This window comes from Nocardia caishijiensis NBRC 108228, assembly GCF_001612825.1.
GTDB lineage: Bacteria > Actinomycetota > Actinomycetes > Mycobacteriales > Mycobacteriaceae > Nocardia > Nocardia caishijiensis.
Genome location: NZ_BDBE01000025.1, coordinates 77,498 through 100,081 on the forward strand (window position 1 = coordinate 77,498; position 22,584 = coordinate 100,081).

Here is a 22,584-nt window from a genome sequence, read left to right on the forward strand (position 1 = left end):
GGGCGGGACCGTCGCTCTGCCACGAGGGCGGCCATCGTGGCTCCCACAGGTCGCGAAGTGCGCTCGAAGGCTGTCGCGCGTTCGGGTCGAGTGCCGCGGCGGTTCGGCAAGAGGGCTCCCGCGACGGTTCGTCGCACGCCGAGCGCGGCCGACGCGCGGGCATGGCGCTGCCGAGCGCACACGGGGCTGTGAGGCGGGCACGGCTCTCCAGGTGAACTCGGGGCTGCACGTCGGCGCGGTCGCGACGGGCTGATGTGCGGGGGCGGTATTCCAGTGCGGAAGCCCGCGTGACCCGGTCGGGCTTCCGGGCTAGGTCCGCCCCGGGAAGCTGACGGTGACCGGGTTCGTGCCGAGGATCGCCTGCCATCGGGCGCGGCGCACCGCCGCTTCGGTGAGCGCTTCGACGGCGCTCGCTCGGACCGCGGGGTCGGTGGCCTGTTCGACCACGGCGTACCATGCTGCGGCGCAATCGGATTCGACCGCTACAGCGAGGTGCGCGGCCGGGATCGGGTCGTCGACCGGGAACGGCGGGTGGTAGGCGGCGTCGGGTGCCTCGGGCGCGGAGCCACTGGCTTCGAGTAGTTCGATCGTCGCGTCCCGACGGGCGCGGTGCGCGGCACTGAACTCCGCGACCAGGCGCGACCGATCGCTGTTGGCGTAGGCGGCGATCAGGCCGTAGGAGTACACGGCCGCGTACTCGGTGTCGAGCGCGCGTTGCAGCGCGTCACGTTGACCGGTCATGACAGCAGAACTCCCGCCTCGGTGGCACAGGCCGCGCTGATCGAGGCGAGCAGCCCTGCGCGGTAACCGGATTCGGTGCGGGCCAGGGTGGCGGCGGCCTGCTGGGAGTGCAGTAGTCGCGCGCGCAACTGTTCGACGCTGATCGGTTGCCGCGCCGCGGATACGAGGTCCGCTGCGGGAACCGGCATGCCGTCGGAACCCGGCACGGTGACGACACCGGTGCGGTGCACAGGAGTGGTTCCGTCGCCGTAGACGCCGATCACCCGGTCGATCTCGGCGCGCAAGGCATCGGCGTGCGCGGTTCGCTCGGTGGCGATGGTCGTCAGCGCGGCCTGCGCCTGGGGTGCGAGCGCGATCGCGGCCGTCGCGGCGGCGGCATCGGCGCGAGCCAGAACCTCGTGTGCGGCAAGGGGATCCGGTGCGTGCACGGTGTCGTCCTCGGCGCACGACGCCAGGACGGCCACCGCTGGAACCGCGACAACACCTGCCCCGGCCGCCCGCAGCACCGTCCGCCGACGCCAGGTGCGTGGGGCGCGTCCGGCAGCCGGTGCGGGTAGGCGCTCCGTCGACTTCGCGTGCCGAGCAGCGTGCTCCGGGGATCGCGGGTGCGGTGCGGCGGCACTCCGCACCGACTTCGGGTGCGGCTCGGCGGCGTCGTTGCTCGGCGACTTCGGTGGCTGGGCCGCGTGCGCCGCCGACTTCCGGTGCGGCGCGGCGATGTCGTCGGACGGCGACGTCAGCTGCCTGGCACTCCGGGCGCCCGGCCGAATGCCCGTCGCGACGGCATGTTCGGCTGTCGCAGCGCCTGCCGAGACGGGCGCCGCCCCCACGAACTCACGCGGGAGTCCGTTGGTCGGCGGGTGGGAATCGCGGTGGTCGGGGCGCATGCCGGAAGGTCGCCCGGCGCTCGGCGGGACGGTATGGCGGTGATGCACGTGGACCATCGTGCCAGATGTCGCGGCGGCGGATCGCCAGGCGGCGACCGCGCGGGGCACGCCGACACGGACCGGTGCACACTGCCCGGTGGCTGGTCCTTTACACTCTCGTGGCGCGTTACGCTAGACCTTCGGCGTAGAAATTTCCGATCGCGTCACAACTGAACCAGGAGCCGCCCATATGCCGATGCCCACCGAGGAAAGGGTGAGCCAGCTCGTCGCTGAGCTCGTCGCACGCCGGGGTTTCGACCTCGAGGGCGTCGCGATCGCGGCCGCGGGTAAGGACGAACTGGCTCCGGTTCGGGTGAAGGTCACGGTGGACAGCGACGGGCCCGCCGACCTCGACGCGATCGCCGACCTGAGCCGCGAGATGTCCGAGTCGCTCGACGCGGCAGGTGATTTCGGCGAATCCGCCTACCTGCTCGAAGTGACCACCCCCGGCGTCGACCGGCCGCTGACCGTCGACCGGCACTGGCGCCGGGCGCAGGGTCGCAAGGTGAGGATCGCGCTGGCCGACGGCGCCGAACCCGTCGAGGGCAAGAAGAAGTTCGAAGCCCGCGTCGGTCAGCTCGCCGACGACGGCAGCGTCGCGCTCGTGCTCGGGGGTAAGAACAAGCCGCACCGGGTGCACGTGCCCCTCGCCGACATCGCCACCGCGGTCGTCCAGGTCGAATTCAACGCACCCGGCGCCGCCGAACTCGAACTCGCCGGTGGAATCGCCGCGGGCCGCCCCGTCCCGGGCGAGGAACCCGCCGACCTCGCCGCAGCAGGCCAACACAGTGACACGCCCACCGAAGGGGTTGCGGAATGAACATCGAAATCGAAGCCTTGCGCGCGATCGTCGCCGACAAGGGCATCCCGATCGAGACCGTGATCTCGGCGATCGAGTCGGCACTGCTCACCGCCTACCGGCACACCGAGGGCCACCAGCCCAACGCCTACATCGACATCAACCAGAAGACCGGTGTGGTGCGGGTGATGGCGCGCGAGCTCGACGCCGACGGCAACCTCGTCTCCGAATGGGACGACACCCCTGAGGGTTTCGGTCGCATCGCCGCCACCACCGCCCGCCAGGTGGTGCTGCAGCGGCTGCGTGACGCCGAGAACGAGAAGTCCTTCGGCGAGTTCTCCACCCACGAGGGTGACATCGTCGGCGGTGTGGTCCAGCGCGACGCCAGGGCCAACGCGCGCGGCATCGTCGTGGTGCGCATCGGCAGCGAGGCCAACGGTGCCGAGGGCCTGATCCCGCCCGCGGAGCAGGTGCCCGGGGAGACCTACGAGCACGGCGACCGCATCAAGTGTTACGTCTACGGTGTCTCGCGCGGCCCGCGCGGCCCGCAGATCCAGCTCTCGCGCACCCACCCCAACCTCGTGCGGCGGCTGTTCTCGCTGGAGGTGCCCGAGATCGCCGACGGCTCCGTCGAGATCGTCGCGGTGGCGCGCGAGTCGGGGCACCGCTCCAAGATCGCGGTCCGTTCGACCGTGCCCGGGGTGAACGCCAAGGGTGCCTGCATCGGCCCGATGGGTCAGCGCGTGCGCAACGTGATGAGCGAACTGGCGGGCGAGAAGATCGACATCATCGACTACGCCGAGGATCCGGCGACCTTCGTCGGTAATGCGCTCTCGCCGTCGAAAGTGGTTTCGGTCACTGTCGTCGATCCCGACGCCCGCGCGGCGCGGGTGATCGTTCCGGACTTCCAGCTGTCGCTCGCCATCGGCAAGGAGGGGCAGAACGCCCGCCTGGCTGCCCGCCTGACGGGCTGGCGCATCGATATCCGCAGTGATGCCGCCCCGGAAACCGACGACTCGGCACGGCCGCAGGCGCACCGTAGTTGACGCGCACACGTCGGAATACCGGCCACCGGATGACAGGTTGATAACTTCGGAAGGGGAGGGGTTCGTCGTTATGACCGGGTCACCGGTAGAGTGGGTGAAGGACCGGCCCGCGCAATCCGTTCGAACCTGTATCGGATGCCGTCAGCGCGAGCCGTCTGCCGACCTGTTGCGGATCGCGACGCAGCCAAGGGAGGCGGGCAGTACTACTGCCGCCCCCGCGGTCATCGTCCCCGACCCGCGGCGCAGACTTCCCGGACGGGGTGCCTGGTTGCACCCCGTCTCAGCTTGTCTGCGTTCCGCAGAGCGGCGCCGAGCATTCGGCAGAGCCCTACGAGTGTCCGGAAATCTGGATATCTCAGCCCTGGAGCAGTACCTCGAGAACAGGCACGAGCACTCATGAGCACACCGTGAAGCACCAACGATGAACGTCCATCGGAGATAACCCGAGGTCGTGCGGGCCCGCCTTCCCTAGGCGGCGGCCCTGCTCGACCTCTCAGTGAGGAGAGCAGTGGCAGGCAAGGCCCGCGTGCACGAGTTGGCCAAGGAACTCGGTGTCACAAGCAAGGAACTACTCGCGAAGCTCAAGGAGCAAGGCGAGTTCGTGAAGTCGGCGTCCTCGACGGTGGAAGCACCCGTCGCACGTCGTCTGCGCGAATCACTCGCGTCGAAGTCCGCTCCGGCGGGCGACGCGAAGTCGGCGGCCCGTCCGGGTCCGTCGTCGGCGGCCCGTCCGGCCGCCAAGCCCACCCCCGGTGGTCCCCGTCCGGGCCCGCGTCCGGCTCCGGCGCCCGCCGCCGCCGCGACTCCCGCTCCGGCTCCGGCTCCGGCGCCCGAGGTGAAGCCGACTCCGGCCGCCAAGCCGACGCCCGCCGCCGCGCAGAGCGCACCGGCCAAGCCCGCCAACGCGCCCGCTCCCGGCCCGCGTCCGACCCCCGGCGCTCCGCGTCCGGGCCAGTCGGGACAGGCCCCGCAGCAGCCGCGCCCCGGCGCCCCGACCCCGGGTGCTCAGGCCCCGCGTCCGGCCGGTCCCGGCCCGAAGCCCGGCCCGAAGACCCCGCGCGTCGGCAACAACCCGTTCAGCTCCGCTCCCGATCGTGAGCGTCCGGCACCGCGTCCCGCCCCGCAGGGCGGTCCTCGCCCGACGCCGGGTCAGGGCGGTCCCCGTCCGGCTCCCGGTCAGGGTGGCCCGCGTCCTGCTCCCGGCCAGGGCGGTCCTCGCCCCGGTCAGGGTCAGGGTGGTCCGCGTCCGGCCGCCGCGCAGGGCGGTGCCCCGCGTCCCGGTGGTCCGCGCCCCAACCCGGGCTCGATGCCGCCGCGTCCGAACCCCGGCGCCATGCCCGCGCGTTCCGCACGTCCCGGCCCCGCGGCCGGTGGCCGTCCGGGTCGTCCCGGCGGCGCCCCCGGTGGCGGCGCGGGCCGTCCCGGTGGTGGCGGCGGTGGCGGCTACCGAGGTGGCGGTGGCGGTGCCCCCGGCGCTCCCGGTGCCGGTGCTCCCGCGGCCGGTGGTTTCCGTGGTCGTCCCGGTGGCGGCGGCGGTCGCCCCGGTGGTCCCGGTGGCCGTGGTGGTGCCGCAGGCGCCTTCGGTCGTCCCGGTGGCGCGGTTCGCCGTGGCCGTAAGTCGAAGCGGGCGAAGCGCGCCGAGTACGAGAACATGCAGGCTCCCGCCGTCGGCGGCGTGCGTCTGCCCCGTGGCAACGGCGAGATCATCCGTCTCGCCCGTGGCGCCTCGCTGTCGGACTTCGCCGAGAAGATCGACGCGAACCCGGCCGCTCTCGTGCAGGCCCTGTTCAACCTCGGCGAGATGGTCACCGCGACCCAGTCGGTGAACGACGAGACCCTCGAGCTGCTCGGCAGCGAGATGAACTACGTCGTGCACGTGGTCAGCCCCGAGGACGAGGACCGCGAGCTCCTCGAGTCCTTCGACCTCACCTACGGCGAGGACGCGGGCACCGAGGAAGACCTCGAGCAGCGTCCGCCGGTCGTGACCGTCATGGGTCACGTCGACCACGGTAAGACCCGACTGCTGGACACGATCCGTAAGGCCAACGTCCGTGAGGGCGAGGCCGGTGGCATCACCCAGCACATCGGTGCCTACCAGGTGCTGACGAACCTCAACGACGAAGAGCGCCTGATCACCTTCATCGACACCCCGGGTCACGAGGCGTTCACCGCCATGCGTGCCCGTGGTGCGAAGGCCACCGACATCGCGATCCTCGTGGTCGCGGCCGACGACGGCGTCATGCCGCAGACGGTGGAAGCGATCAACCACGCCCAGGCGGCCGACGTGCCGATCGTGGTGGCGGTCAACAAGATCGACAAGGAAGGCGCGAACCCGGACAAGATCCGGCAGCAGCTGACCGAATACGGCCTGGTGACCGAGGAATACGGTGGCGACACCATGTTCGTCGACATCTCCGCCAAGCAGGGCACCAACATCGACGCGCTGCTCGAGGCGGTGCTGCTGACCGCGGATGCCTCGCTCGACCTGCGGGCCAACCCGGACATGGACGCCCAGGGTGTCGCCATCGAGGCGCACCTCGACCGCGGCCGTGGCCCGGTGGCCACTGTGCTCATCCAGCGCGGCACGCTCCGTGTCGGCGATTCGATCGTGGCTGGCGACGCCTACGGTCGCGTGCGCCGCATGGTCGACGAGCACGGCGAGGACGTCCACGCGGCGCTCCCGTCGCGCCCGGTGCAGGTCATCGGTTTCACCTCGGTGCCCGGCGCCGGTGACAACCTGATCGTGGTCGAAGAAGACCGCATCGCCCGTCAGATCGCCGACCGCCGCAACGCACGCAAGCGCAACGCGCTGGCCGCACGCAGCCGCAAGCGGATCAGCCTGGAAGATCTGGATGCCGCCCTGAAGGAGACTTCGGAGCTCAACCTGATCCTCAAGGGCGACAACTCCGGTACCGTCGAGGCCCTCGAAGAGGCCCTGCTCGGTATCGAGATCGACGACGAGGTGCGCCTGCGCGTCATCGACCGCGGTGTCGGTGGCGTCACCGAGACCAACGTCAACCTGGCGTCGGCCTCGAACGCGATCATCATCGGCTTCAACGTTCGTGCGGAGGGCAAGGCCACCGAGCTGGCCAACCGCGAGGGCGTCGACATCCGGTACTACTCGGTGATCTACCAGGCCATCGACGAGATCGAGAAGGCCCTCAAGGGCATGCTCAAGCCGATCTACGAAGAGGTCGAGCTGGGCCGGGCGGAGATCCGCGCGATCTTCCGTTCGTCGAAGGTCGGCAACATCGCCGGTTGCATGGTGCTGTCGGGTTCGGTCAAGCGCAACGCCAAGGCGCGCCTGATCCGCGACGGCCGGGTGATCGCCGAGACGATGACCATCTCCTCGCTCAAGCGGGAGAAGGACGACGCCACCGAGGTGCGCGAAGGTTACGAGTGCGGTATGACCGTGACCTACAACGACATCAAGGACGGCGACATCATCGAGGCCTACGAGCTGCGCGAGAAGCCGCGCGACTGATATCGCACACCGTTCCGCACGCCGCACCCGAGCATTCGGGTGCGGCGTGTGGTCGTGCGTGCAAACCATCTACCAGGAGGTGAGCACCGCTGTATATCGGTGCACTCGAATTCGATCTACTGCTCGGTGACGTGCATTCGCTCAAGGAGAAGCGGTCGGTGATCCGACCCATCCTCGCTGAGCTGCAGAAACGCTTCAGCGTGAATGCCGCCGAGGCCGGAGATCAGGACCTGCACCGCCGTGCGCTGCTCGGTGTGGCCATGGTCAGTGCGGAAACCGGACACCTCAACGAGGTGCTCGACAAATGTGAGCGGCACGTTGCCGCCCGTCCGGAGATAGAGTTGCTGGCAGTACGCCGCCGGATCTTCGGACCCGAAGACTGACAGGCGCGGCCCGGGTGTCACCACCCGGTGCCCGCCTAGGAGAGGAGTTCCCATGGTGGATCAAGCCAGGGCTCGCCGACTCGCCAAGCGGATTTCCGCGATCGTGGCCACCGCGATCGAGTACGAGATCAAGGATCCGCGGCTGCGGTTCGTCACCGTCACCGATGCCAAGGTGACCGGCGACCTGCGTGAGGCGACGATTTTCTACACGGTGATGGGCGAGACGCTCGACGCCGAACCCGATTACGCGGCGGCCGCCGCCGGTCTCGACGCGGCCAAGGGTGTGTTGCGGTCCAAGGTGGGCGCGGGGACGGGCGTGAAGTTCACGCCGATCCTGTCGTTCAGTCTGGACAAGGTGCCCGACGCGGCGCGCGAGATGGAGGCGTTGCTGGCGCGTGCTCGCGCCATCGACGACGAGGTGGCCAAGGTGGCCGCCAACGCCAAGCACGCCGGTGATGCCGACCCCTACAAGTCCGAACGCGACGACGAGGACGAGTAGGACGCCCGCGTGACCAGTGTTCGGGACGGCACCGAACTGGACGCCGCCGTCGCCTTGCTGGCGGTGGCCCGTTCGGTGACCGTCCTGTGCCACGTACAGCCCGATGCCGACACGGTCGGTAGCGGGCTGGCCTTGGCGCTGGCTCTCGACCGCCGCGGCGTGCCGGTATGCGTGTCGTTCGCCGAACCGGCCGAACTGCCCGCCTCGCTGCGTACCCTGCCCGGCGGGCAGCATCTCGTCGCGCCCGCGCGGGTTCCGCACGAGGTGGACCTGCTGGTGGTCGTCGATTGCGGCGCCCGCAGCAGACTCGGCGCGCTCGCCGACCGATTATCCGGTGCGGCAACGACTCTGGTGATCGACCATCACCGGGCCAACGACGGTTTCGGCACGGTGGATCTGATCGACGAGACGGCGGCCTCGACCACCGAGCTGGTCACCCGCCTGCTCGACGCGTGGGGCGTGCCGATCGACGCCGCCATCGCGCACTGTCTGTTCGCGGGCCTGGTCACCGACACCGGTTCGTTCCGCTGGGCCAGGCCGGGCAGCCACGCGTTGGCCGAGCGGCTGCTCGCCACCGGCATCGACGGTTCCGAAATCACCCGGTCCCTGCTCGACACCCACCCCTTCACGTGGTTACCGATGCTGTCGAAGGTGCTGTCCTCGGCGGTGGTCGTCCCCGGTGCGGCGGGTGTGGGCCTGGTGTACGCACTGGTCCGGGCCGCTGACACCCATGAGGTGGGGCCGGAGGAAGTCGAAAGCGTCATCGACGTCATCCGCACGACCGCCGAGGCGGGAATCGCCGTGGTCTTCAAGGAGGCGCGCGGGCAGAACGACCGCTGGACGGTGTCGCTGCGTTCGCGCGACTCGGCCCCCGGTGTTTCCGACGGTGTCGACGTGGCGGCGATCGCGAGCCGGTTCGGTGGCGGGGGACATCGCTTCGCGGCCGGGTATACGACCTATGGGAGCGCCGAGTCCGTGGTGCGCGCGTTGGTGGACGAGCTCTCCTGACGCACCGGTGTTGTGGTCGAACGCGTCGAGGCTGTCGATTCGTGACGGATTCAGGCGGCCAGTCGCCGCGAGGGGCGGCCGGGGTGGCCACAGGCCCTCGGTGTCTCACCGACTTGTCGGTGGTCTGTGCCAGTATCGGCGGATCGGATGCGGGTGGTGGGAGGTTGGTGTGGGGTCGATGGTGTCCGACGATGACGACGCGATGATCGAGAACGCCGGGCCCCGGCGGATTCTCGGTATCGCGGTGCCGACGCTCGGTGTGCTCGTCGCCGAGCCGCTGTATCTGCTGTTCGATATCGCGGTGGTCGGGCGCCTCGGGGCACTGGCCTTGGCCGGGCTCGCGGTCGGTGGGGTGATCCTGGGGACGGTGAGTACGCAGCTGACGTTCCTGTCCTACGGAACCACGGCGCGGGCGGCTCGACGCAACGGTGCGGGCGACCGTGCGGGGGCGGTCGAAGAAGGTGTGCAGGCGAGTTGGGTCGGGCTGGGGATCGGCGTGGTGATCGTCGCGGTGATCCAATTGTTCGCGGGCCCACTGTGTTCGGTACTCGCCGGTGGCGGGGAGATCGCCGACGAAGCGATCACCTGGGTGCGGATCGCGCTCTTTGGGGTGCCGTTGATCCTGTTGTCCATGGCGGGCAACGGGTGGATGCGTGGGGTGCAGGACGTGCGTCGACCGCTGGTGTATGTCGTTGCGGGCCTGGCGCTCTCGGCCGCCCTGTGCCCGGTTCTGGTGTACGGGTTGCTCGGTGCGCCACGAATGGAGCTGGCCGGATCGGCGGTGGCCAACCTCGTCGGCCAGTCGGTGTCGGGTGTGCTGTTCGGTTATGCCCTTCTGCGGGAACGGGTTTCGTTGCGACCGCGCCCGCAGGTGATGCGCGCCCAACTGGTTCTCGGCCGCGACCTCATCGTGCGCAGCCTGTCGTTCCAGCTGTGTTTCGTCTCGGCCGCCGCCGTCGCGGCCCGCTTCGGCGCGGCCTCGGTCGCCGCCCATCAACTGGTGCTGCAACTGTGGAATTTCCTTGCGTTGACCTTGGATTCGCTGGCTATCGCCGCACAGACACTGGTCGGTGCGGCGCTCGGCGCGGGCAACGCACGGGGTGCGAAGGGCATCGCCCGGCGCGTCACCACGTGGTCGGGGATATTCGGGCTGCTCCTCGCCGGAATCTTCGCCGTCGGTGCCGGTGTGGTGCCGTTGCTGTTCACCGACGACGCCGCGGTGCTCGACCGCACCCACGTGATCTGGTGGTTCTTCGTCGCCATGATCCCGGTCGCGGGTGTGGTCTTCGGCCTCGACGGTGTGCTCCTCGGCGCGGGCGACGCGGCCTTCCTGCGCACCGCCACCCTGGCGGCAGCCCTCGGCGGCTTCCTGCCCCTGATCTGGCTGTCACTGGTGTTCGACTGGGGCGTAGCGGGTATCTGGACGGGCTTGGTCGTGTTCATGCTCGCCCGGCTCCTCGCGGTCCTCGCCCGCGCCCGATCCGGACGCTGGGCCAAGGTCGGCGCCGAACTCCCACGCGGCGCCGCCTAGCCGCCCCGATCAGCCGAGCCGGATCGGGGCGATTCGGGCGGAATCCGGTTCGTCGGCGAAAACATGGGTAGTGCTGGTTCGTCGCCGATGGCCTACCGTCGGGTAGACGGCTTCGAGCGGATATGGGAGGCGAAACCGGAGTGCACGAGGTGATTTCGAAGGCCGGGCGGGCAATGTCAGCGGGGGTCCTCGTACTGGCTGCGGTGGTCATGGGGCTGCCCGCGACGGCGCAGGCGGCACCCGAGACACCGGGTCGGCTGGTGTCACACGCCGCTCAGCCCGCCGGGTGGGGCGAATGGTCACGGGCCTCGATCGTCGAATACAGCACCGAGGCGGTCACCGGCGGTACCACGAATTCGGCGGGGCTGCTGCTGCTTCCGGATGCGCCCGCACCGGACGGTGGTTATCCGGTGGTCGCCTGGGACCACGGCACCAGTGGGCTGGCGCCGCATTGCGGGCTCACCACGTCCAAAGCGGCTCACGAACGTCCGCTGCTGCAGTCGTTCCTCGACCGCGGCTGGGCCGTGGTCGCTCCCGACTACCTCGGACTCTCGGCGGGTGCCGACACCGTGCACCCCTATCTGCACACCCGCACGGAGGCGACCGCGACCATCGACCTGGTGCGTGCCGCGCAGGCGGCCGCGCCGGATCTGTCGCGCGCGTGGGCGGTGGTCGGCGGCTCCCAAGGTGGACACGCCGCCCTGGCCACCGGCAATCTCGCCACCGACTACGCCCCCGAACTCGACTTCCGAGGCACCGTCGCCCTGGCCCCGGAATCCCATTTCGAAGAGATCCTGTCCCGGCTCGACTCGCATGTCCCGAACCTTCCGGTCGTCGACCGGATGGTCGGCCCGTTCGCGGGGATGCTCGCCGGGCTGCGCGCCGCCCGTCCCGACCTCGACGTGAACGGGGCGCTCACCGAGCGCGGCCGCCAAGTGGTCGACGCGATCTCCACCAGTTGCGTCGGCGAATTCGATCGTGCGGCGGGCACCGCGTCGCTCGGATCGCTGCTGGCCCGACCGATCGCCGAGGGCGGCATCGGCGCGGCCCTGCGCGACTACATGGTGGTGCCGACGGTCGGCTACCGCCAACCGATCCTCATCGCGCACGGCGCCACCGACACGGTCGTGCCGCTGCCGATGACCCTCGCCCTGCTCACCCGCATGCGATCGGCGGGCACCGACGTGGAGTTCGCCCAGTACCCGGGCGGCCACGAGGAGATCGCCGTGGAATCGCACGAGCGGGTACTCGACTTCGTCGACGAATTACTGGCCTGACCGGCGTTGCGGCCGGGCGGAGCGGCAGCTAGTCGGGATCCTTCATCAGCGAGCCGACGGCGATGACGCCCCCGACCAGCGCGAGCGGGACCAAACAGAGGAATCCGAGTAGGTCGCCGCGCTCGTTGATGTCTTCCTGTTCGTCGCGGGTGTGGCGGGCCGAGTTGTTGGTGACGCAGATGTCGTCGGCTTTCATGGTCTCGGTGCCGCAGCGCACACCGGCATCGTCCTCGTTCATGCTCATGAAGGCGATGCCGCCGAAGAACAGCATGATCGCGATACCGATCACGAAGCCCATCACACGCATCGCCGGAGTCGACCGCTCGGCGGCGGCCGACGAACCAGCCGCCCGGACGGGCGGCATCGGTTCGATCTGTGGTCTCGGCGCCGATGGTTCCGCCCGCGTCGGCCTGGACGGTTCCGCCCGCGTCGGTGGTTCCGCCTGCGGTGGCAGCTCGAGTCCGATGTCGCGCGCGAGGCCGGTGATCCCGTCGGCGTAACCGTCACCGAGGTGCCGGAGTTTCCACCGGCCCTGATGGCGGTAGAGCTCCACCGTCCTGACCAGTGTCTCGGCCGTGAAGCCGCTGCTCACCGCGATGAATTCCGCGCCGTCACCGTGCACGACGCTGCGGACCTCGGTGCCCGCGAAACCCTGCCTGCCCGTTGCCGCGGCCACGACGACCCGCGCGATACCGGCGTCGACCAGGGCGGGATCGATGCGCACCGACCCCTCTGTGACTTCGACGGCACCGTCGGCCGAGCGGTCCGCGCCGGGAACCACCAGGTCGCGGCCGTCACGTAAGCGACCGTTGTCGTCGAGACCTACCGCGAGCACGCGCGGCACCGGGCCGTCGACCACACCGACGCGAACCTCGACACGCCCGCCGGGCAGCACACAGTTGCCCCCTTTTGCCAATAACACCAGATCCCCCGAAGCTCTTGTGGCACAACGCCGTGGACGAAAATCCTAACCGCTCCGCGTGATCGCGGCACGACGTATTCCGACGAACTCGGGCGCCGGTGACCGACGGGGATGGGCCCGTCGACAACCGGTGTGTCACTGTGGACAGGTGAATCCGAAGTTGTGGGCGGTCAGCGATGTGCACGTGGGGCATCAGGGCAACAAGCCGATCGTCGAGCAGATCCGGCCGGACTCCCCGGAGGACTGGCTGATCGTCGCCGGGGACGTGGGGGAGAAGGCCGAGGAGGTGCGGTGGGCGCTGGAGTTGCTGCGCACCCGCTTCGCCAAGGTGATCTGGGTGCCGGGCAACCACGAACTGTGGACCACCCCCAAGGATCCGGTGCAGATGCACGGCGCCGCCCGCTACGACTATCTGGTGGCGATGTGTCGTGACCTCGATGTCGTCACCCCGGAAGACCCGTTCCCGGTGTGGAACGGACCGGGGGCGGAGAAGTTCGGTGGCAGCGTCACGCTCGCGCCGATGTTCCTGCTCTACGACTACTCGTGGCGGCCCGCCGGAACTCACACCAAGGCCGAGGGGCTCGCGGTGGCCCGGGAACGCAATGTGGTCGCCACCGACGAATTCCTGCTCCACCCCGACCCCTACCTCACCCGTGACGCCTGGTGCCACGCCCGCGTGCAGTACACCCAGCGCCGCCTCGACGCCCTGGCGCCGGACACCCCACTGGTGCTGATCAACCACTTCCCGCTGGTCCGCCAGCCCACCGACATCCTCTTCTACCCCGAGTTCGCCCTGTGGTGCGGCACCGATCTGACCGCCGACTGGCACACCAGCTACAACGTGGTCTGCTCGGTCTACGGTCACCTGCACATCCCGCGCACCACCCACTACGACGGCGTCCGCTTCGAAGAGGTGTCCCTCGGCTACCCGCGTGAGTGGAAGCGCCGCGGCATGCCCGAACCGCTGCTGCGCCAGATCCTGCCCGAACCGGTCTACGCCGAGGGCGACCTCAACGCGTGGGGCGGTCACTTCGCCGTCACCCCGGAGATGGAAGCGGCGGCCGAGGAAATGCGCGCGAAGGCGGATCGGCGCCGGGGCATGTGAACCGGGGTTCGGATTTGCTTAGAAGGTCGACCACTGATTTGGTGATGCACATGGGTAACTCATCGGGTACGGGCGAACGCGGCGCTTCCGTCCGGCCAGCCGCCGACCTCACCGGACAACCACTCCGGTCCGGCCGTGAGTCCCGAGGAGGCGGGCGTGCTTGAGAAACTGCTGCCGTCGGGGGTCGCGACCGCGGAGCTGCTGGCGTATCCGGAGGACCTGAAGGCCCATCCGGCCGAGGAGCACCTCATCGCGAAGTCCGTGGAGAAGCGCCGTCGTGATTTCATCGGAGCCAGGCACTGCGCGCGCCTGGCGCTGGCGGAACTCGGTGAGCCGCCGGTGGCGATCGGCAAGGGCGAGCGCGGTATGCCGTTGTTCCCGCGTGGTGTCGTCGGCAGCCTCACCCACTGCGATGGGTACCGTGCCGCCGCGATGACGCACGCACTGCGGTTCCGGTCGGTCGGCATCGACGCCGAGCCGCACGGTCCGCTGCCCGAGGGCGTGCTGGAATCGGTGAGCCTGCCCGCCGAACGCGAGTGGCTCGCCGGCACCTCCGGCGACGGACTGCACCTGGACCGGTTGCTGTTCTGTGCCAAGGAAGCGACCTACAAGGCCTGGTTCCCGCTCACCCTGCGCTGGCTCGGTTTCGAAGACGCCCACATCACCTTCGAGATCGGTTCCCGCACAGCCGATTCCGCCACCGGAACGTTCCACACCAAGTTGCTCGTGCCCGGTCTCACCACCGACGGTGGCATCCCGCTGACCACGTTCGACGGGCGTTGGATGATCGCCGACGGGCTGATCCTGACCGCGATCGCGCACGGCTGATGGCGGCGCGTACCCCGGCCGTCGACCCGCTCGGCGGATTGGTGATCGTGGACAAGGACGGCGGCTGGACCAGTCACGACGTAGTCGCCCGCAGCCGGAAGCTGTTGCGCACCAAGAAGGTCGGTCACGCGGGCACTCTCGATCCGATGGCCACCGGGGTGCTGGTGCTCGGGGTGGAGCGGGCGACGAAACTGCTCGGTCAGCTGATCCTCACCTCCAAGGCGTACACGGCGACGATCCGGCTGGGGCAGTCGACGATCACCGACGACGCCGAGGGCGACGTCGTATCGACCACCGCCGCGGCGCACGTCACCGACGAGCGGATCGCCGCGGGTGTGGCGGCGCTGACCGGCGACATCGAGCAGGTACCCGCCACAGTGAGCGCCATCAAGGTCGACGGCGAACGCGCCTACGCCCGGGCTCGCGCGGGCGAAGACGTGCAGCTGGCCGCTCGCCCGGTGACCGTCTCCCGCTTCGACGTCCTGGCCCGCCGCGACGTCGGCGACTTCGTCGACCTCGACGTGGAAGTCGACTGTTCCTCGGGCACCTACATCCGTGCTCTCGCCCGCGATCTCGGCGCCGCCCTCGGCGTCGGCGGCCACCTCACCGCCCTGCGCCGCACTCGAGTCGGCCCCTTCACCCTCGAACACGCCCGCACGCTGGACGAGCTCGCCGCCGCGGCCGAGGCAGAGCAGCCGCTGCTCAGTCTCGACATCGACACCGCCGTCCGCACCGCGTTCCCCCACCGCGACATCGATGAGGCCCAGGCGAACGACCTGCGCAACGGCCGCTGGCTCGACCCCGTCGGCATCAAAGGCGTCTACGCGGCCGTCGACCCCACCGGCCGAGCCATCGCCCTGCTCACGGAAAGCGGCAAACGCGCGGCCTCGGTGATGGTCGTCCGCCCCCAGGGCATCGGCGACTGACGTCAACGCTCTCACCGGAGCAGACTCAGCGACCGGGCTCGCCGGGGGCGTCCAGGTCGATCCGGATGGTGAGCAGATTCGTACCGAGCAGGCGGACCATCGCACTGTTGACCCGGGGCAACCGCCGCAGCCGGGCCAGTGCGTCGTCGTCGGGGAGCGGTCGAGCTGTTCCCGTGTACCAGCGGGAACGTAGTTGGAGTCGCACACGGGGGTCGGCATCGATATTGCGGACGTAGGCGGAGTCGCGTCCGTGATCGCTGACCATCCAGAACGTGGAGCCGACAAGACGCCCACCGATCGGCGTTCGCCTGGCCAGTCCTGAGCGGCGACCGGTCGTCTCCAGTAGTGCGTTGCCCGGAATGCGGCCGACCAATGGTTTCGCCAGCGGGTTGGCGAGATGGCGGTGAAGCCATGTGACAATGCGCCGCTTGACCTGGGGGTACGTCATATTTGCCTACTTTGTCGAGACGGAATGTCTAGACAAGAGTGTTGTCGAGACTGCCCGTTCCGTCAACGGTAAGATCCATGATGTGATCCCGAAGCCGTGTCGTGTGCACACCGGTCGCAAACGCAATGACGCGGCGCGGCAGGCGATTCTGGATGCTGTGCCTGCTCTGCTGGCCGCCGCCGACGGCACCGACATCACCATGACCGAGATCGCCGCCGCGGCGGGGGTCGGCAAGCAGACGATCTACCGGTGGTGGCCTTCGCGCGGCGTGCTGCTGCTCGACGCGCTGAGCGCGTGGGCGGGCACCGAAGTTCCCGAACCATCCGGCGAAACTCTGCCGGCGGAGCTCGACACATTTCTGCGAGCCACCTTTCTCGCCGCATCGACGCCGCCCGCTCACCATCTGCTGTGCGCGATTCTCGCCGACGCGCAACGTGATCCGGAGACCTCCCGACTGCTCGCGGGGTTCGCCGAGACCCGTCGAGCCGCCATGCGCCGCATCTTCGACCGTGCCCGCCTTCGCGGCGAAATCGCCGACGGCACCGACGCGGAACTGCTGATCGATCAGGCATTCGGCGTGCTCTGGTATCGCTTGGGTGTCCATCGCGCGCCGCTCACCGCTGAATCGGCCGCACGGCTGGCCGCCAACTTGGCCGAATGCGCCGCTGACCGGTGAGTGGAATCGAAAGTTCGCACCACGTCCCGACCGGGGTCGGACTCGGGACTTCGGCTGTGTCATGTCCTCTGGACGAGGGCTAACGGGCCCGCGAACTTGCTCGATAGCCACGGTATACAGCCGACGGTGTCGTAGAGGTGGGCCATGGGTGCGGTACGGAAAGCCTGGTCGGGTGCGGTCGTCGGGGCGCTGCTCCTGCTCGCCGGATGCGGGTCGGAGGAACCGCGGGTGGTGACCCCCGCGCGCACGCCGGTCACCTTGGCTCAGCCGTCTGTGGCGACGCCGCCTCCTGAGGTCGCGATCACCGCCGGTCCGGTCGACGAGGTGACCGGCGTGCCTGCCAGCACCACGGCCGCTCGGCCGAGCCCGCCGCCGACACCGGCGACCGGAACCATCGTGTTGCGAACGGAAACCGTGTCCGGAGTCGCGGTTCCCGCTGTGCCGGTGCATCTTTCACGCCAGGAACCTTGTGACCCGGCGGCCCACGACATCCCGGTGGGCGAGACCACCGAGACCCAGCGATTCGACGCCGTGACCGACGGTGACGGCCGCGCCGCCTTCACCGTGTCGGTGGGGTGCTACTACTTCGGCATGACCGCCCCCGCCGGGACGAACCCTGTTCCGGAGGGCATGCATTCGGCTTTCCTCACCGCGGCAGGGTCGACCGTCGACGGCCTGCTGCGCTTCCAGGACAGCGCGGGCCCCTGTCATCCCGACGGCATCTCCGCCGACCTCGGCGTGCTCGACAACGCCGCCGTGATCGACTGCGACGGCACGTGGGCCGTCGTCCGCTTCGCCACCCCTGGCGACAACCAGCGCATCATCCGGCGCGTCGACGGCACCTGGACCACCTACCTGCTGTTCCCGCACGAAACCTGCTGGGACACCGCCGAATCCGACGGTGTGCCCGCTCGGCTGCGCCCGTACTTCAGCTGCTGATCCTCAGGCGGTGAGCCAGATCGCGTCGGCCGCGAGGGTGCCCAGTTCGGTTGGGGAGTCGGCGGTGGCGATGCGCACCGCGATGGTCCCGGCGAAGTCGCGGCGTTCGGCCACCTCGATGGGGGTGTCGAGAGCGATGCCGACCGAGTCGAAATAACGCAGCATCTCCGGGTCGGAGTCGGAGATGCGGGCCACCCGGCCTGATTCGCCCGCCGCGAAATCGCTGAGCCTGCGGGCGGGCGGAGTGGGGACGGCGCCGTCGACCGAGGGGATGGGATCGCCGTGCGGATCACGGTCGGGGTGGCCGAGTTTCGCGTCGATGCGCGACACCAACAGTTCCGACACCGCGTGCTCGAGCACCTCCGCCTCGTCGTGCACCTCGTCCCAGCCGTAACCGAGTTCGTTCACCAGGAAGGTCTCGATGAGGCGGTGGCGGCGCACCATGGCCACAGCGGCCACCCGGCCGTGCTCGGTCAAGGTGATCGCGCCGTAGCGGGCGTGTTCGACCAGACCCTGATCGGCGAGCTTGCGCACCGCCTCCGACACCGTCGAGGCCGACACTCCGATGCGCTCGGCGAGCAGCTTGGTCGACACCTTCTCCTGCGACCACTCCTGCGCGGTCCAGATGACCTTCAGATAGTCCTGTGCCACCGCCGACAGCTCGGGCGCGATCGTTGCGGTGACCTCGAGTCCGGCCTCTCGTTTACCTGGCACGTTGTCAATGTTAGGCATCCCTGGCCCGAATCACACATCGGCGAATCGGCCACGATCACATCACACCGGAATTCTGTTCGCGCACCGCTTTGCGTAGGCTTCGCTCTGTGCAGAGATGGCGAAGTCTCGACGACGTGCCCGCGGACTGGGGACGTTGCGTCCTCACGATCGGCGTGTTCGACGGGGTACATCGTGGCCACGCGCAGCTCATCAGCCGTGCGGTGGCGGCGGCGAAAAAGCGTGGGGTGCCCGCGGTCCTGATGACCTTCGACCCGCACCCGATGGAAGTGGTGCGGCCCGGTTCGCACCCCGCCCAACTCACCACCCTCACCCGGCGGGCCGAACTGGCCGAGGAACTCGGTATCGACGTGTTCTGCGTGATGCCGTTCACCCAGGAATTCATGAAGCTCACCCCCGCCGGTTACGTGCACGACCTGCTCGTGGAGCGGTTGCACGTCACCGAGGTCGTGGTCGGTGACAACTTCACCTTCGGCAAGAAGGCGGCGGGCACCGTCGACACCATGCGCGAACTCGGCGAGCGTTTCGGCTTCGAGGTCGACGGGGTGACGCTGCTCGGCGAACATGCCGTCACCTTCTCCTCCACCTACATCCGCGCCTGCGTCGACGCGGGCGACATGGCCGCCGCCGCGGAGGCACTCGGCCGCCCGCACCGCGTGGAGGGCGTGGTCGTGCACGGTGACGGCCGTGGGCGTGGACTGGGCTTCCCGACCGCGAACGTCGCGCCGCCGATGCACGCCGCGATTCCCGCCGACGGCGTGTACGCGGGTTGGTTCACCGTGCTCGGCGCGGGCCCGACCATCGGCACGGTCGAGGCGGGCGCGCGCGCGATGGCGGCGATCTCGGTGGGCACCAACCCCACCTTCTCGGGTCGCTCACGGACGGTCGAGGCCTATGTCCTCGACGGTGAGGCCGATCTGTACGGCCAGCACGTGGCGGTCGACTTCGTCGAGCAGTTGCGCGGGATGCGCAAGTTCGAGTCGATCGACGAGCTGGTCGAGGCCATGGGCCGCGACGTCGAGGCCGCCCGCAAGGTGCTCACCGCCGCCGAGGTCTGACCGCGACCAGGCCACTTCCGCTGGTCAGGTAAAGGCCGGATTTAACATGGTCCGGTCGGTCACGTAAAGTGGCTCCTCGGGTTTGCTGCGGTCCGCGGTGGCGCCCGCCCCGGGTAACCGGACATTCGAGCGCGGAACTGAAAAAGGGAGTCGAGCCACATGGCGCTGACCACTGAGCAGAAGTCGGCCATCCTGGCCGAGTACGGCCTGCACGAGAAGGACACCGGTTCGCCGGAGGCGCAGATCGCGCTGCTGTCGAAGCGGATCTCGGACCTCACCGAGCACCTCAAGCAGCACAAGCACGATCACCACACCCGCCACGGCCTGCTGGCCCTGATCGGTCGTCGTCGTCGCCTGTCGAAGTACCTGCAGGCCAAGGACATCAACCGCTACCGTTCGCTCATCGAGCGTCTCGGCCTGCGCCGCTGATCTGCTACGACACGCCTCCACGCTGAGGCGGTCGGCGAGTAGCCAACAGGAAGAAGTACACTTCTTTCTGTTGGCTATTCGTGTATTCGGAGACCATGGGGTTTCCGGGTGCACTACAACATGTGACAGCCGTGTGCATCCGTCCACGTGGCGTCGGTCTTCGGTAGTGGCCTTTCGGCAGGCGATGTTCTACCGCCGTCGGGCTTCGATCGATGATCGCCACCGCGTCGCCCCTCATTGGAATATTCCAGCCGAGGGGATACGGCCGGGTGCTGCGCGTGACAGCCAGGAGGGTTGTCGCGTGTCCGTGTCGGTACGGCTGACGAAAAGCTGGTTCGCGCCCATCAGGCGAGTACGCCTGGCATCGGCCGCGCGAATCGGCGAGACGAGAGGTCGAGAGAGAAATATGACGCAGACAACTGAACGTGCTTCGACCGCGGTCGAGGTCGAACCCGGTGTTTTCGAGTCGGTCGCGCTGATCGACAACGGCAGCTTCGGCACCAGGACCATCCGCTTCGAAACCGGCCGTCTGGCCAAGCAGGCCGCGGGCTCCGTGGCCGCCTACCTGGACGACGAGACCATGCTGCTGTCGGCGACCACCGCCGGTAAGCACCCCAAGGACCAGTTCGACTTCTTCCCGCTGACGGTGGACGTCGAAGAGCGCATGTACGCCGCGGGCCGCATCCCTGGCTCGTTCTTCCGTCGTGAGGGTCGTCCCTCCACCGACGCGATCCTGACCTGCCGCCTGATCGACCGCCCGCTGCGCCCGACCTTCATCGACGGTCTGCGCAACGAGATCCAGGTCGTGGTCACCGTGCTGAGCCTGGACCCCCAGGATCTCTACGACGTGCTGGCCATCAACGCCGCCTCGGCGTCGACCCAGCTGTCGGGCATCCCGTTCTCCGGCCCGATCGGTGGCGTGCGTGTGGCCCTGATCAGCGGCCAGTGGGTGGCGTTCCCGACCGTCGAGCAGCTCGAGGGCGCCGTGTTCGACATGGTCGTCGCGGGTCGTGTCACCGAGACCGGTGACGTCGCCATCATGATGGTCGAGGCCGAGGCCACCGACAAGGTGATCGCGCTGATCGAAGACGGTGCGCAGGCGCCGACCGAAGCCGTGGTCGCCGAGGGTCTGGAAGCGGCCAAGCCGTTCATCGCGCGCCTGGTCCGCGCCCAGGCCGACCTGGCCACCCTGGCGGCCAAGCCGACCCAGGAGTTCCCGCTCTTCCCGCCCTACGGCCCGGACGTGTTCGAGGCTGTCGAGGGCACCTCGAAGGTCGAGCTGAACCAGGCGCTGAGCATCGCCGACAAGCAGGCCCGCGAAGCCAAGATCGACGAGATCAAGGTCGAGGTGCTGTCGCGTCTGGGTGAGGACTTCGCCGGTCGGGAGAAGGAGCTGGGTGCCGCGTTCCGCTCGGTCACCAAGAAGCTGGTCCGCCAGCGCATCCTGACCGACGGTTTCCGCATCGACGGTCGTGGTCTCGCCGATATCCGTGAGCTGTCCGCCGAGGTCGACGTGATCCCGCGCGCCCACGGTTCGGCGCTGTTCGAGCGTGGCGAGACCCAGATCATGGGCGTCACCACCCTCGACATGGTGAAGATGGCCCAGCAGGTCGACTCGCTCGGCCCGGAGACCTCCAAGCGCTACATGCACCACTACAACTTCCCGCCGTTCTCCACCGGTGAGACCGGTCGCGTCGGTTCGCCGAAGCGTCGCGAGATCGGCCACGGTGCCCTGGCCGAGCGCGCGCTGATGCCGGTGCTGCCCTCGCAGGAGGAGTTCCCCTACGCCATCCGTCAGGTCTCGGAGGCGTTGGGCTCCAACGGCTCCACCTCGATGGGTTCGGTGTGTGCCTCGACCCTGTCGCTGCTCAACGCCGGTGTGCCGCTGAAGGCGCCGGTCGCGGGTATCGCCATGGGCCTGGTGTCGGACACTGTCACCAACGACCAGGGTGTCGACGAGGTCCGCTACGTGGCCCTCACCGACATCCTCGGCGCCGAGGATGCCTTCGGCGACATGGACTTCAAGGTTGCCGGTACCCGTGACTTCGTCACCGCCCTGCAACTCGACACCAAGCTCGACGGCATCCCCTCGCAGGTGCTGGCCGGTGCGCTGAACCAGGCGCACGACGCCCGCACCACCATCCTGGACGTGATGGCCGAGGCCATCGCCACCCCGGACGAGATGAGCCCGTACGCGCCGCGCGTCACCGCGATCAAGATCCCGGTGGACAAGATCGGCGAGGTCATCGGCCCCAAGGGCAAGATGATCAACCAGATCACCGAGGACACCGGCGCCAACATCTCCATCGAGGACGACGGCACCGTGTTCGTCGGTGCGACCGACGGCCCGTCGGCCCAGGCCGCGATCGACATGATCAACGCCATCGCCAACCCGCAGCTGCCCAAGGTCGGCGAGCGCTTCCTCGGCACGGTCGTCAAGACCACCGCCTTCGGCGCGTTCGTGTCGCTGCTGCCGGGCCGTGACGGTCTGGTGCACATCTCCAAGCTGGGCAACGGCAAGCGCGTGGCCAAGGTCGAAGACGTGGTGAACGTCGGCGACAAGCTGCGCGTGGAGATCGCCGATATCGACAACCGTGGCAAGATCTCGCTGGTTCCGGTCGAGGACGAGGCCGCCGCGCCCGCCGAGTCGGCCGAGACCGAGGCCGCTGCCGCCGAGTAACTCCCCGGCATCCGAGCCCCCCGCCGAGCATCATGGCGGGGGGCTTCGTCGTGTTCGCCGCCAGAGTGGCGTGAATCACGGTGATGCAACGGTGATGCAACGTTGGCTCGCCTAGTGTGTCCTGACACAGTACGACGCTGTCGCGGC

At 69.0% G+C, this 22,584-nt stretch carries 22 protein-coding genes; 17 read left to right on the top strand and 5 right to left on the bottom strand.

The genetic code is table 11. The features are described from left to right. Positions 1–309: 309 nt before the first annotated feature. Both NC7_RS07320 and NC7_RS30045 read right to left on the bottom strand, forming a co-directional pair. Complete coding sequence (locus tag NC7_RS07320) at positions 310–741, bottom strand: ferritin-like domain-containing protein (RefSeq protein WP_067980670.1); 432 nt, start codon at positions 739–741, stop codon at positions 310–312. Beyond that, on the bottom strand, positions 738–1,676 hold the full coding sequence (locus NC7_RS30045) for a hypothetical protein (RefSeq protein ID WP_236573370.1): 939 nt from the start codon (positions 1,674–1,676) through the stop codon (positions 738–740). Before NC7_RS30045 ends, NC7_RS07320 begins: the two co-directional genes overlap by 4 nt. A gap of 181 nt (positions 1,677–1,857) precedes the next feature. Here NC7_RS30045 and rimP point away from each other — a divergent pair, with 181 nt between their 5' ends. From rimP to NC7_RS07365, 9 genes are all read left to right on the top strand, one after another. Next, complete coding sequence (rimP, locus tag NC7_RS07330) at positions 1,858–2,487, top strand: ribosome maturation factor RimP (RefSeq protein WP_067980673.1); 630 nt, start codon at positions 1,858–1,860, stop codon at positions 2,485–2,487. Next, positions 2,484–3,512: a transcription termination factor NusA gene (gene nusA / locus NC7_RS07335; RefSeq protein WP_067980674.1), complete on the top strand. Its 1,029-nt coding sequence runs from the start codon at positions 2,484–2,486 to the stop codon at positions 3,510–3,512. The genes rimP and nusA overlap by 4 nt, the downstream gene beginning before the upstream one ends. 70 nt (positions 3,513–3,582) lie before the next feature. After that, the gene (locus NC7_RS28400; protein ID WP_084458114.1) at positions 3,583–3,912 is read left to right on the top strand and encodes a YlxR family protein; all 330 of its coding nucleotides are present in this window, start codon (positions 3,583–3,585) and stop codon (positions 3,910–3,912) included. Positions 3,913–4,020: 108 nt separating this feature from the next. Next, positions 4,021–6,996 (top strand): translation initiation factor IF-2, encoded by a 2,976-nt coding sequence (infB, locus tag NC7_RS07340; RefSeq protein WP_067980676.1) that lies wholly within the window; start codon positions 4,021–4,023, stop codon positions 6,994–6,996. An 89-nt stretch (positions 6,997–7,085) separates the two neighbouring features. Beyond that, complete coding sequence (locus NC7_RS07345) at positions 7,086–7,379, top strand: DUF503 domain-containing protein (RefSeq protein WP_067980678.1); 294 nt, start codon at positions 7,086–7,088, stop codon at positions 7,377–7,379. Between the two features lie 52 nt (positions 7,380–7,431). Continuing rightward, complete coding sequence (gene rbfA, locus NC7_RS07350) at positions 7,432–7,878, top strand: 30S ribosome-binding factor RbfA (RefSeq protein ID WP_067980680.1); 447 nt, start codon at positions 7,432–7,434, stop codon at positions 7,876–7,878. Between the two features lie 9 nt (positions 7,879–7,887). Then, on the top strand, positions 7,888–8,886 hold the full coding sequence (locus NC7_RS07355; protein WP_067980681.1) for a DHH family phosphoesterase: 999 nt from the start codon (positions 7,888–7,890) through the stop codon (positions 8,884–8,886). Between the two features lie 178 nt (positions 8,887–9,064). Further along, a complete protein-coding gene (locus NC7_RS07360; protein WP_174550204.1) occupies positions 9,065–10,417 on the top strand; it encodes an MATE family efflux transporter in 1,353 nt (450 codons plus the stop codon). Between the two features lie 173 nt (positions 10,418–10,590). Continuing rightward, positions 10,591–11,694 (top strand): alpha/beta hydrolase family protein, encoded by a 1,104-nt coding sequence (locus NC7_RS07365; protein ID WP_159372861.1) that lies wholly within the window; start codon positions 10,591–10,593, stop codon positions 11,692–11,694. A 28-nt stretch (positions 11,695–11,722) separates the two neighbouring features. On the opposite strand, the gene NC7_RS07370 is transcribed toward NC7_RS07365, so the two are convergent. After that, entirely contained in the window at positions 11,723–12,610 is an 888-nt protein-coding gene (locus tag NC7_RS07370) for a TerD family protein (RefSeq protein ID WP_159372860.1), read from the bottom strand. Positions 12,611–12,764: 154 nt separating this feature from the next. Here NC7_RS07370 and NC7_RS07375 point away from each other — a divergent pair, with 154 nt between their 5' ends. The 3 genes from NC7_RS07375 (at position 12,765) to truB (ending at position 15,475) form a co-directional block, all read left to right on the top strand. Then, a complete protein-coding gene (locus tag NC7_RS07375) occupies positions 12,765–13,721 on the top strand; it encodes a metallophosphoesterase family protein (RefSeq protein ID WP_067980687.1) in 957 nt (318 codons plus the stop codon). Between the two features lie 156 nt (positions 13,722–13,877). After that, positions 13,878–14,549, top strand: coding sequence for a 4'-phosphopantetheinyl transferase Npt (gene npt / locus NC7_RS07380; protein WP_067981243.1), 672 nt, complete (start codon positions 13,878–13,880; stop codon positions 14,547–14,549). Beyond that, a complete protein-coding gene (truB, locus tag NC7_RS07385; protein WP_067980689.1) occupies positions 14,549–15,475 on the top strand; it encodes a tRNA pseudouridine(55) synthase TruB in 927 nt (308 codons plus the stop codon). Before npt ends, truB begins: the two co-directional genes overlap by 1 nt. Before the next feature lie 25 nt (positions 15,476–15,500). Here the strand turns inward: truB and NC7_RS07390 are convergent, their stop codons facing one another. Further along, positions 15,501–15,923 carry a nitroreductase/quinone reductase family protein gene (locus tag NC7_RS07390; RefSeq protein WP_067980691.1) on the bottom strand — a complete coding sequence of 141 codons (423 nt, stop codon included), beginning with the start codon at positions 15,921–15,923 and terminating at the stop codon, positions 15,501–15,503. On the opposite strand from NC7_RS07390, the gene NC7_RS07395 reads away from it, so the two are divergent. Further along, positions 15,904–16,599, top strand: coding sequence for a TetR/AcrR family transcriptional regulator (locus tag NC7_RS07395; protein WP_201449872.1), 696 nt, complete (start codon positions 15,904–15,906; stop codon positions 16,597–16,599). The genes NC7_RS07390 and NC7_RS07395 overlap by 20 nt on opposite strands. Before the next feature lie 144 nt (positions 16,600–16,743). Continuing rightward, the gene (locus NC7_RS07400) at positions 16,744–17,538 is read left to right on the top strand and encodes a hypothetical protein (protein WP_067980693.1); all 795 of its coding nucleotides are present in this window, start codon (positions 16,744–16,746) and stop codon (positions 17,536–17,538) included. Between the two features lie 3 nt (positions 17,539–17,541). Here the strand turns inward: NC7_RS07400 and NC7_RS07405 are convergent, their stop codons facing one another. Next, positions 17,542–18,270 (bottom strand): metal-dependent transcriptional regulator, encoded by a 729-nt coding sequence (locus NC7_RS07405; protein ID WP_067980695.1) that lies wholly within the window; start codon positions 18,268–18,270, stop codon positions 17,542–17,544. Positions 18,271–18,359: 89 nt separating this feature from the next. Here NC7_RS07405 and NC7_RS07410 point away from each other — a divergent pair, with 89 nt between their 5' ends. The 3 genes from NC7_RS07410 to NC7_RS07420 all read left to right on the top strand — a co-directional run bounded on the left by NC7_RS07410 (position 18,360) and on the right by NC7_RS07420 (position 22,437). Next, positions 18,360–19,328, top strand: a complete 969-nt coding sequence (locus tag NC7_RS07410; protein WP_067980697.1) for a bifunctional riboflavin kinase/FAD synthetase — start codon at positions 18,360–18,362, stop codon at positions 19,326–19,328. A gap of 159 nt (positions 19,329–19,487) precedes the next feature. Continuing rightward, the gene (gene rpsO, locus NC7_RS07415) at positions 19,488–19,757 is read left to right on the top strand and encodes a 30S ribosomal protein S15 (protein WP_067492627.1); all 270 of its coding nucleotides are present in this window, start codon (positions 19,488–19,490) and stop codon (positions 19,755–19,757) included. Positions 19,758–20,163: 406 nt separating this feature from the next. Beyond that, positions 20,164–22,437 carry a polyribonucleotide nucleotidyltransferase gene (locus tag NC7_RS07420; RefSeq protein ID WP_067980699.1) on the top strand — a complete coding sequence of 758 codons (2,274 nt, stop codon included), beginning with the start codon at positions 20,164–20,166 and terminating at the stop codon, positions 22,435–22,437. The last annotated feature ends 147 nt before the right edge of the window (positions 22,438–22,584 follow it).

Bases quoted from the DNA above. Each gene is read 5' to 3' on its own strand.
- NC7_RS07390 (WP_067980691.1), bottom strand. From the start codon at position 15,923: ATGACGTACCCCCAGGTCAAGCGGCGCATTGTCACATGGCTTCACCGC.
- rbfA (WP_067980680.1), top strand. From the start codon at position 7,432: ATGGTGGATCAAGCCAGGGCTCGCCGACTCGCCAAGCGGATTTCCGCG.
- NC7_RS07420 (WP_067980699.1), top strand. From the start codon at position 20,164: ATGACGCAGACAACTGAACGTGCTTCGACCGCGGTCGAGGTCGAACCC.
- NC7_RS07405 (WP_067980695.1), bottom strand. From the start codon at position 18,270: ATGCCTAACATTGACAACGTGCCAGGTAAACGAGAGGCCGGACTCGAG.
- rpsO (WP_067492627.1), top strand. From the start codon at position 19,488: ATGGCGCTGACCACTGAGCAGAAGTCGGCCATCCTGGCCGAGTACGGC.
- NC7_RS07320 (WP_067980670.1), bottom strand. From the start codon at position 741: ATGACCGGTCAACGTGACGCGCTGCAACGCGCGCTCGACACCGAGTAC.
- rimP (WP_067980673.1), top strand. From the start codon at position 1,858: ATGCCGATGCCCACCGAGGAAAGGGTGAGCCAGCTCGTCGCTGAGCTC.
- nusA (WP_067980674.1), top strand. From the start codon at position 2,484: ATGAACATCGAAATCGAAGCCTTGCGCGCGATCGTCGCCGACAAGGGC.
- truB (WP_067980689.1), top strand. From the start codon at position 14,549: ATGGCGGCGCGTACCCCGGCCGTCGACCCGCTCGGCGGATTGGTGATC.
- NC7_RS07360 (WP_174550204.1), top strand. From the start codon at position 9,065: ATGGTGTCCGACGATGACGACGCGATGATCGAGAACGCCGGGCCCCGG.
- NC7_RS07365 (WP_159372861.1), top strand. From the start codon at position 10,591: ATGTCAGCGGGGGTCCTCGTACTGGCTGCGGTGGTCATGGGGCTGCCC.
- NC7_RS28400 (WP_084458114.1), top strand. From the start codon at position 3,583: ATGACCGGGTCACCGGTAGAGTGGGTGAAGGACCGGCCCGCGCAATCC.
- NC7_RS07400 (WP_067980693.1), top strand. From the start codon at position 16,744: ATGGGTGCGGTACGGAAAGCCTGGTCGGGTGCGGTCGTCGGGGCGCTG.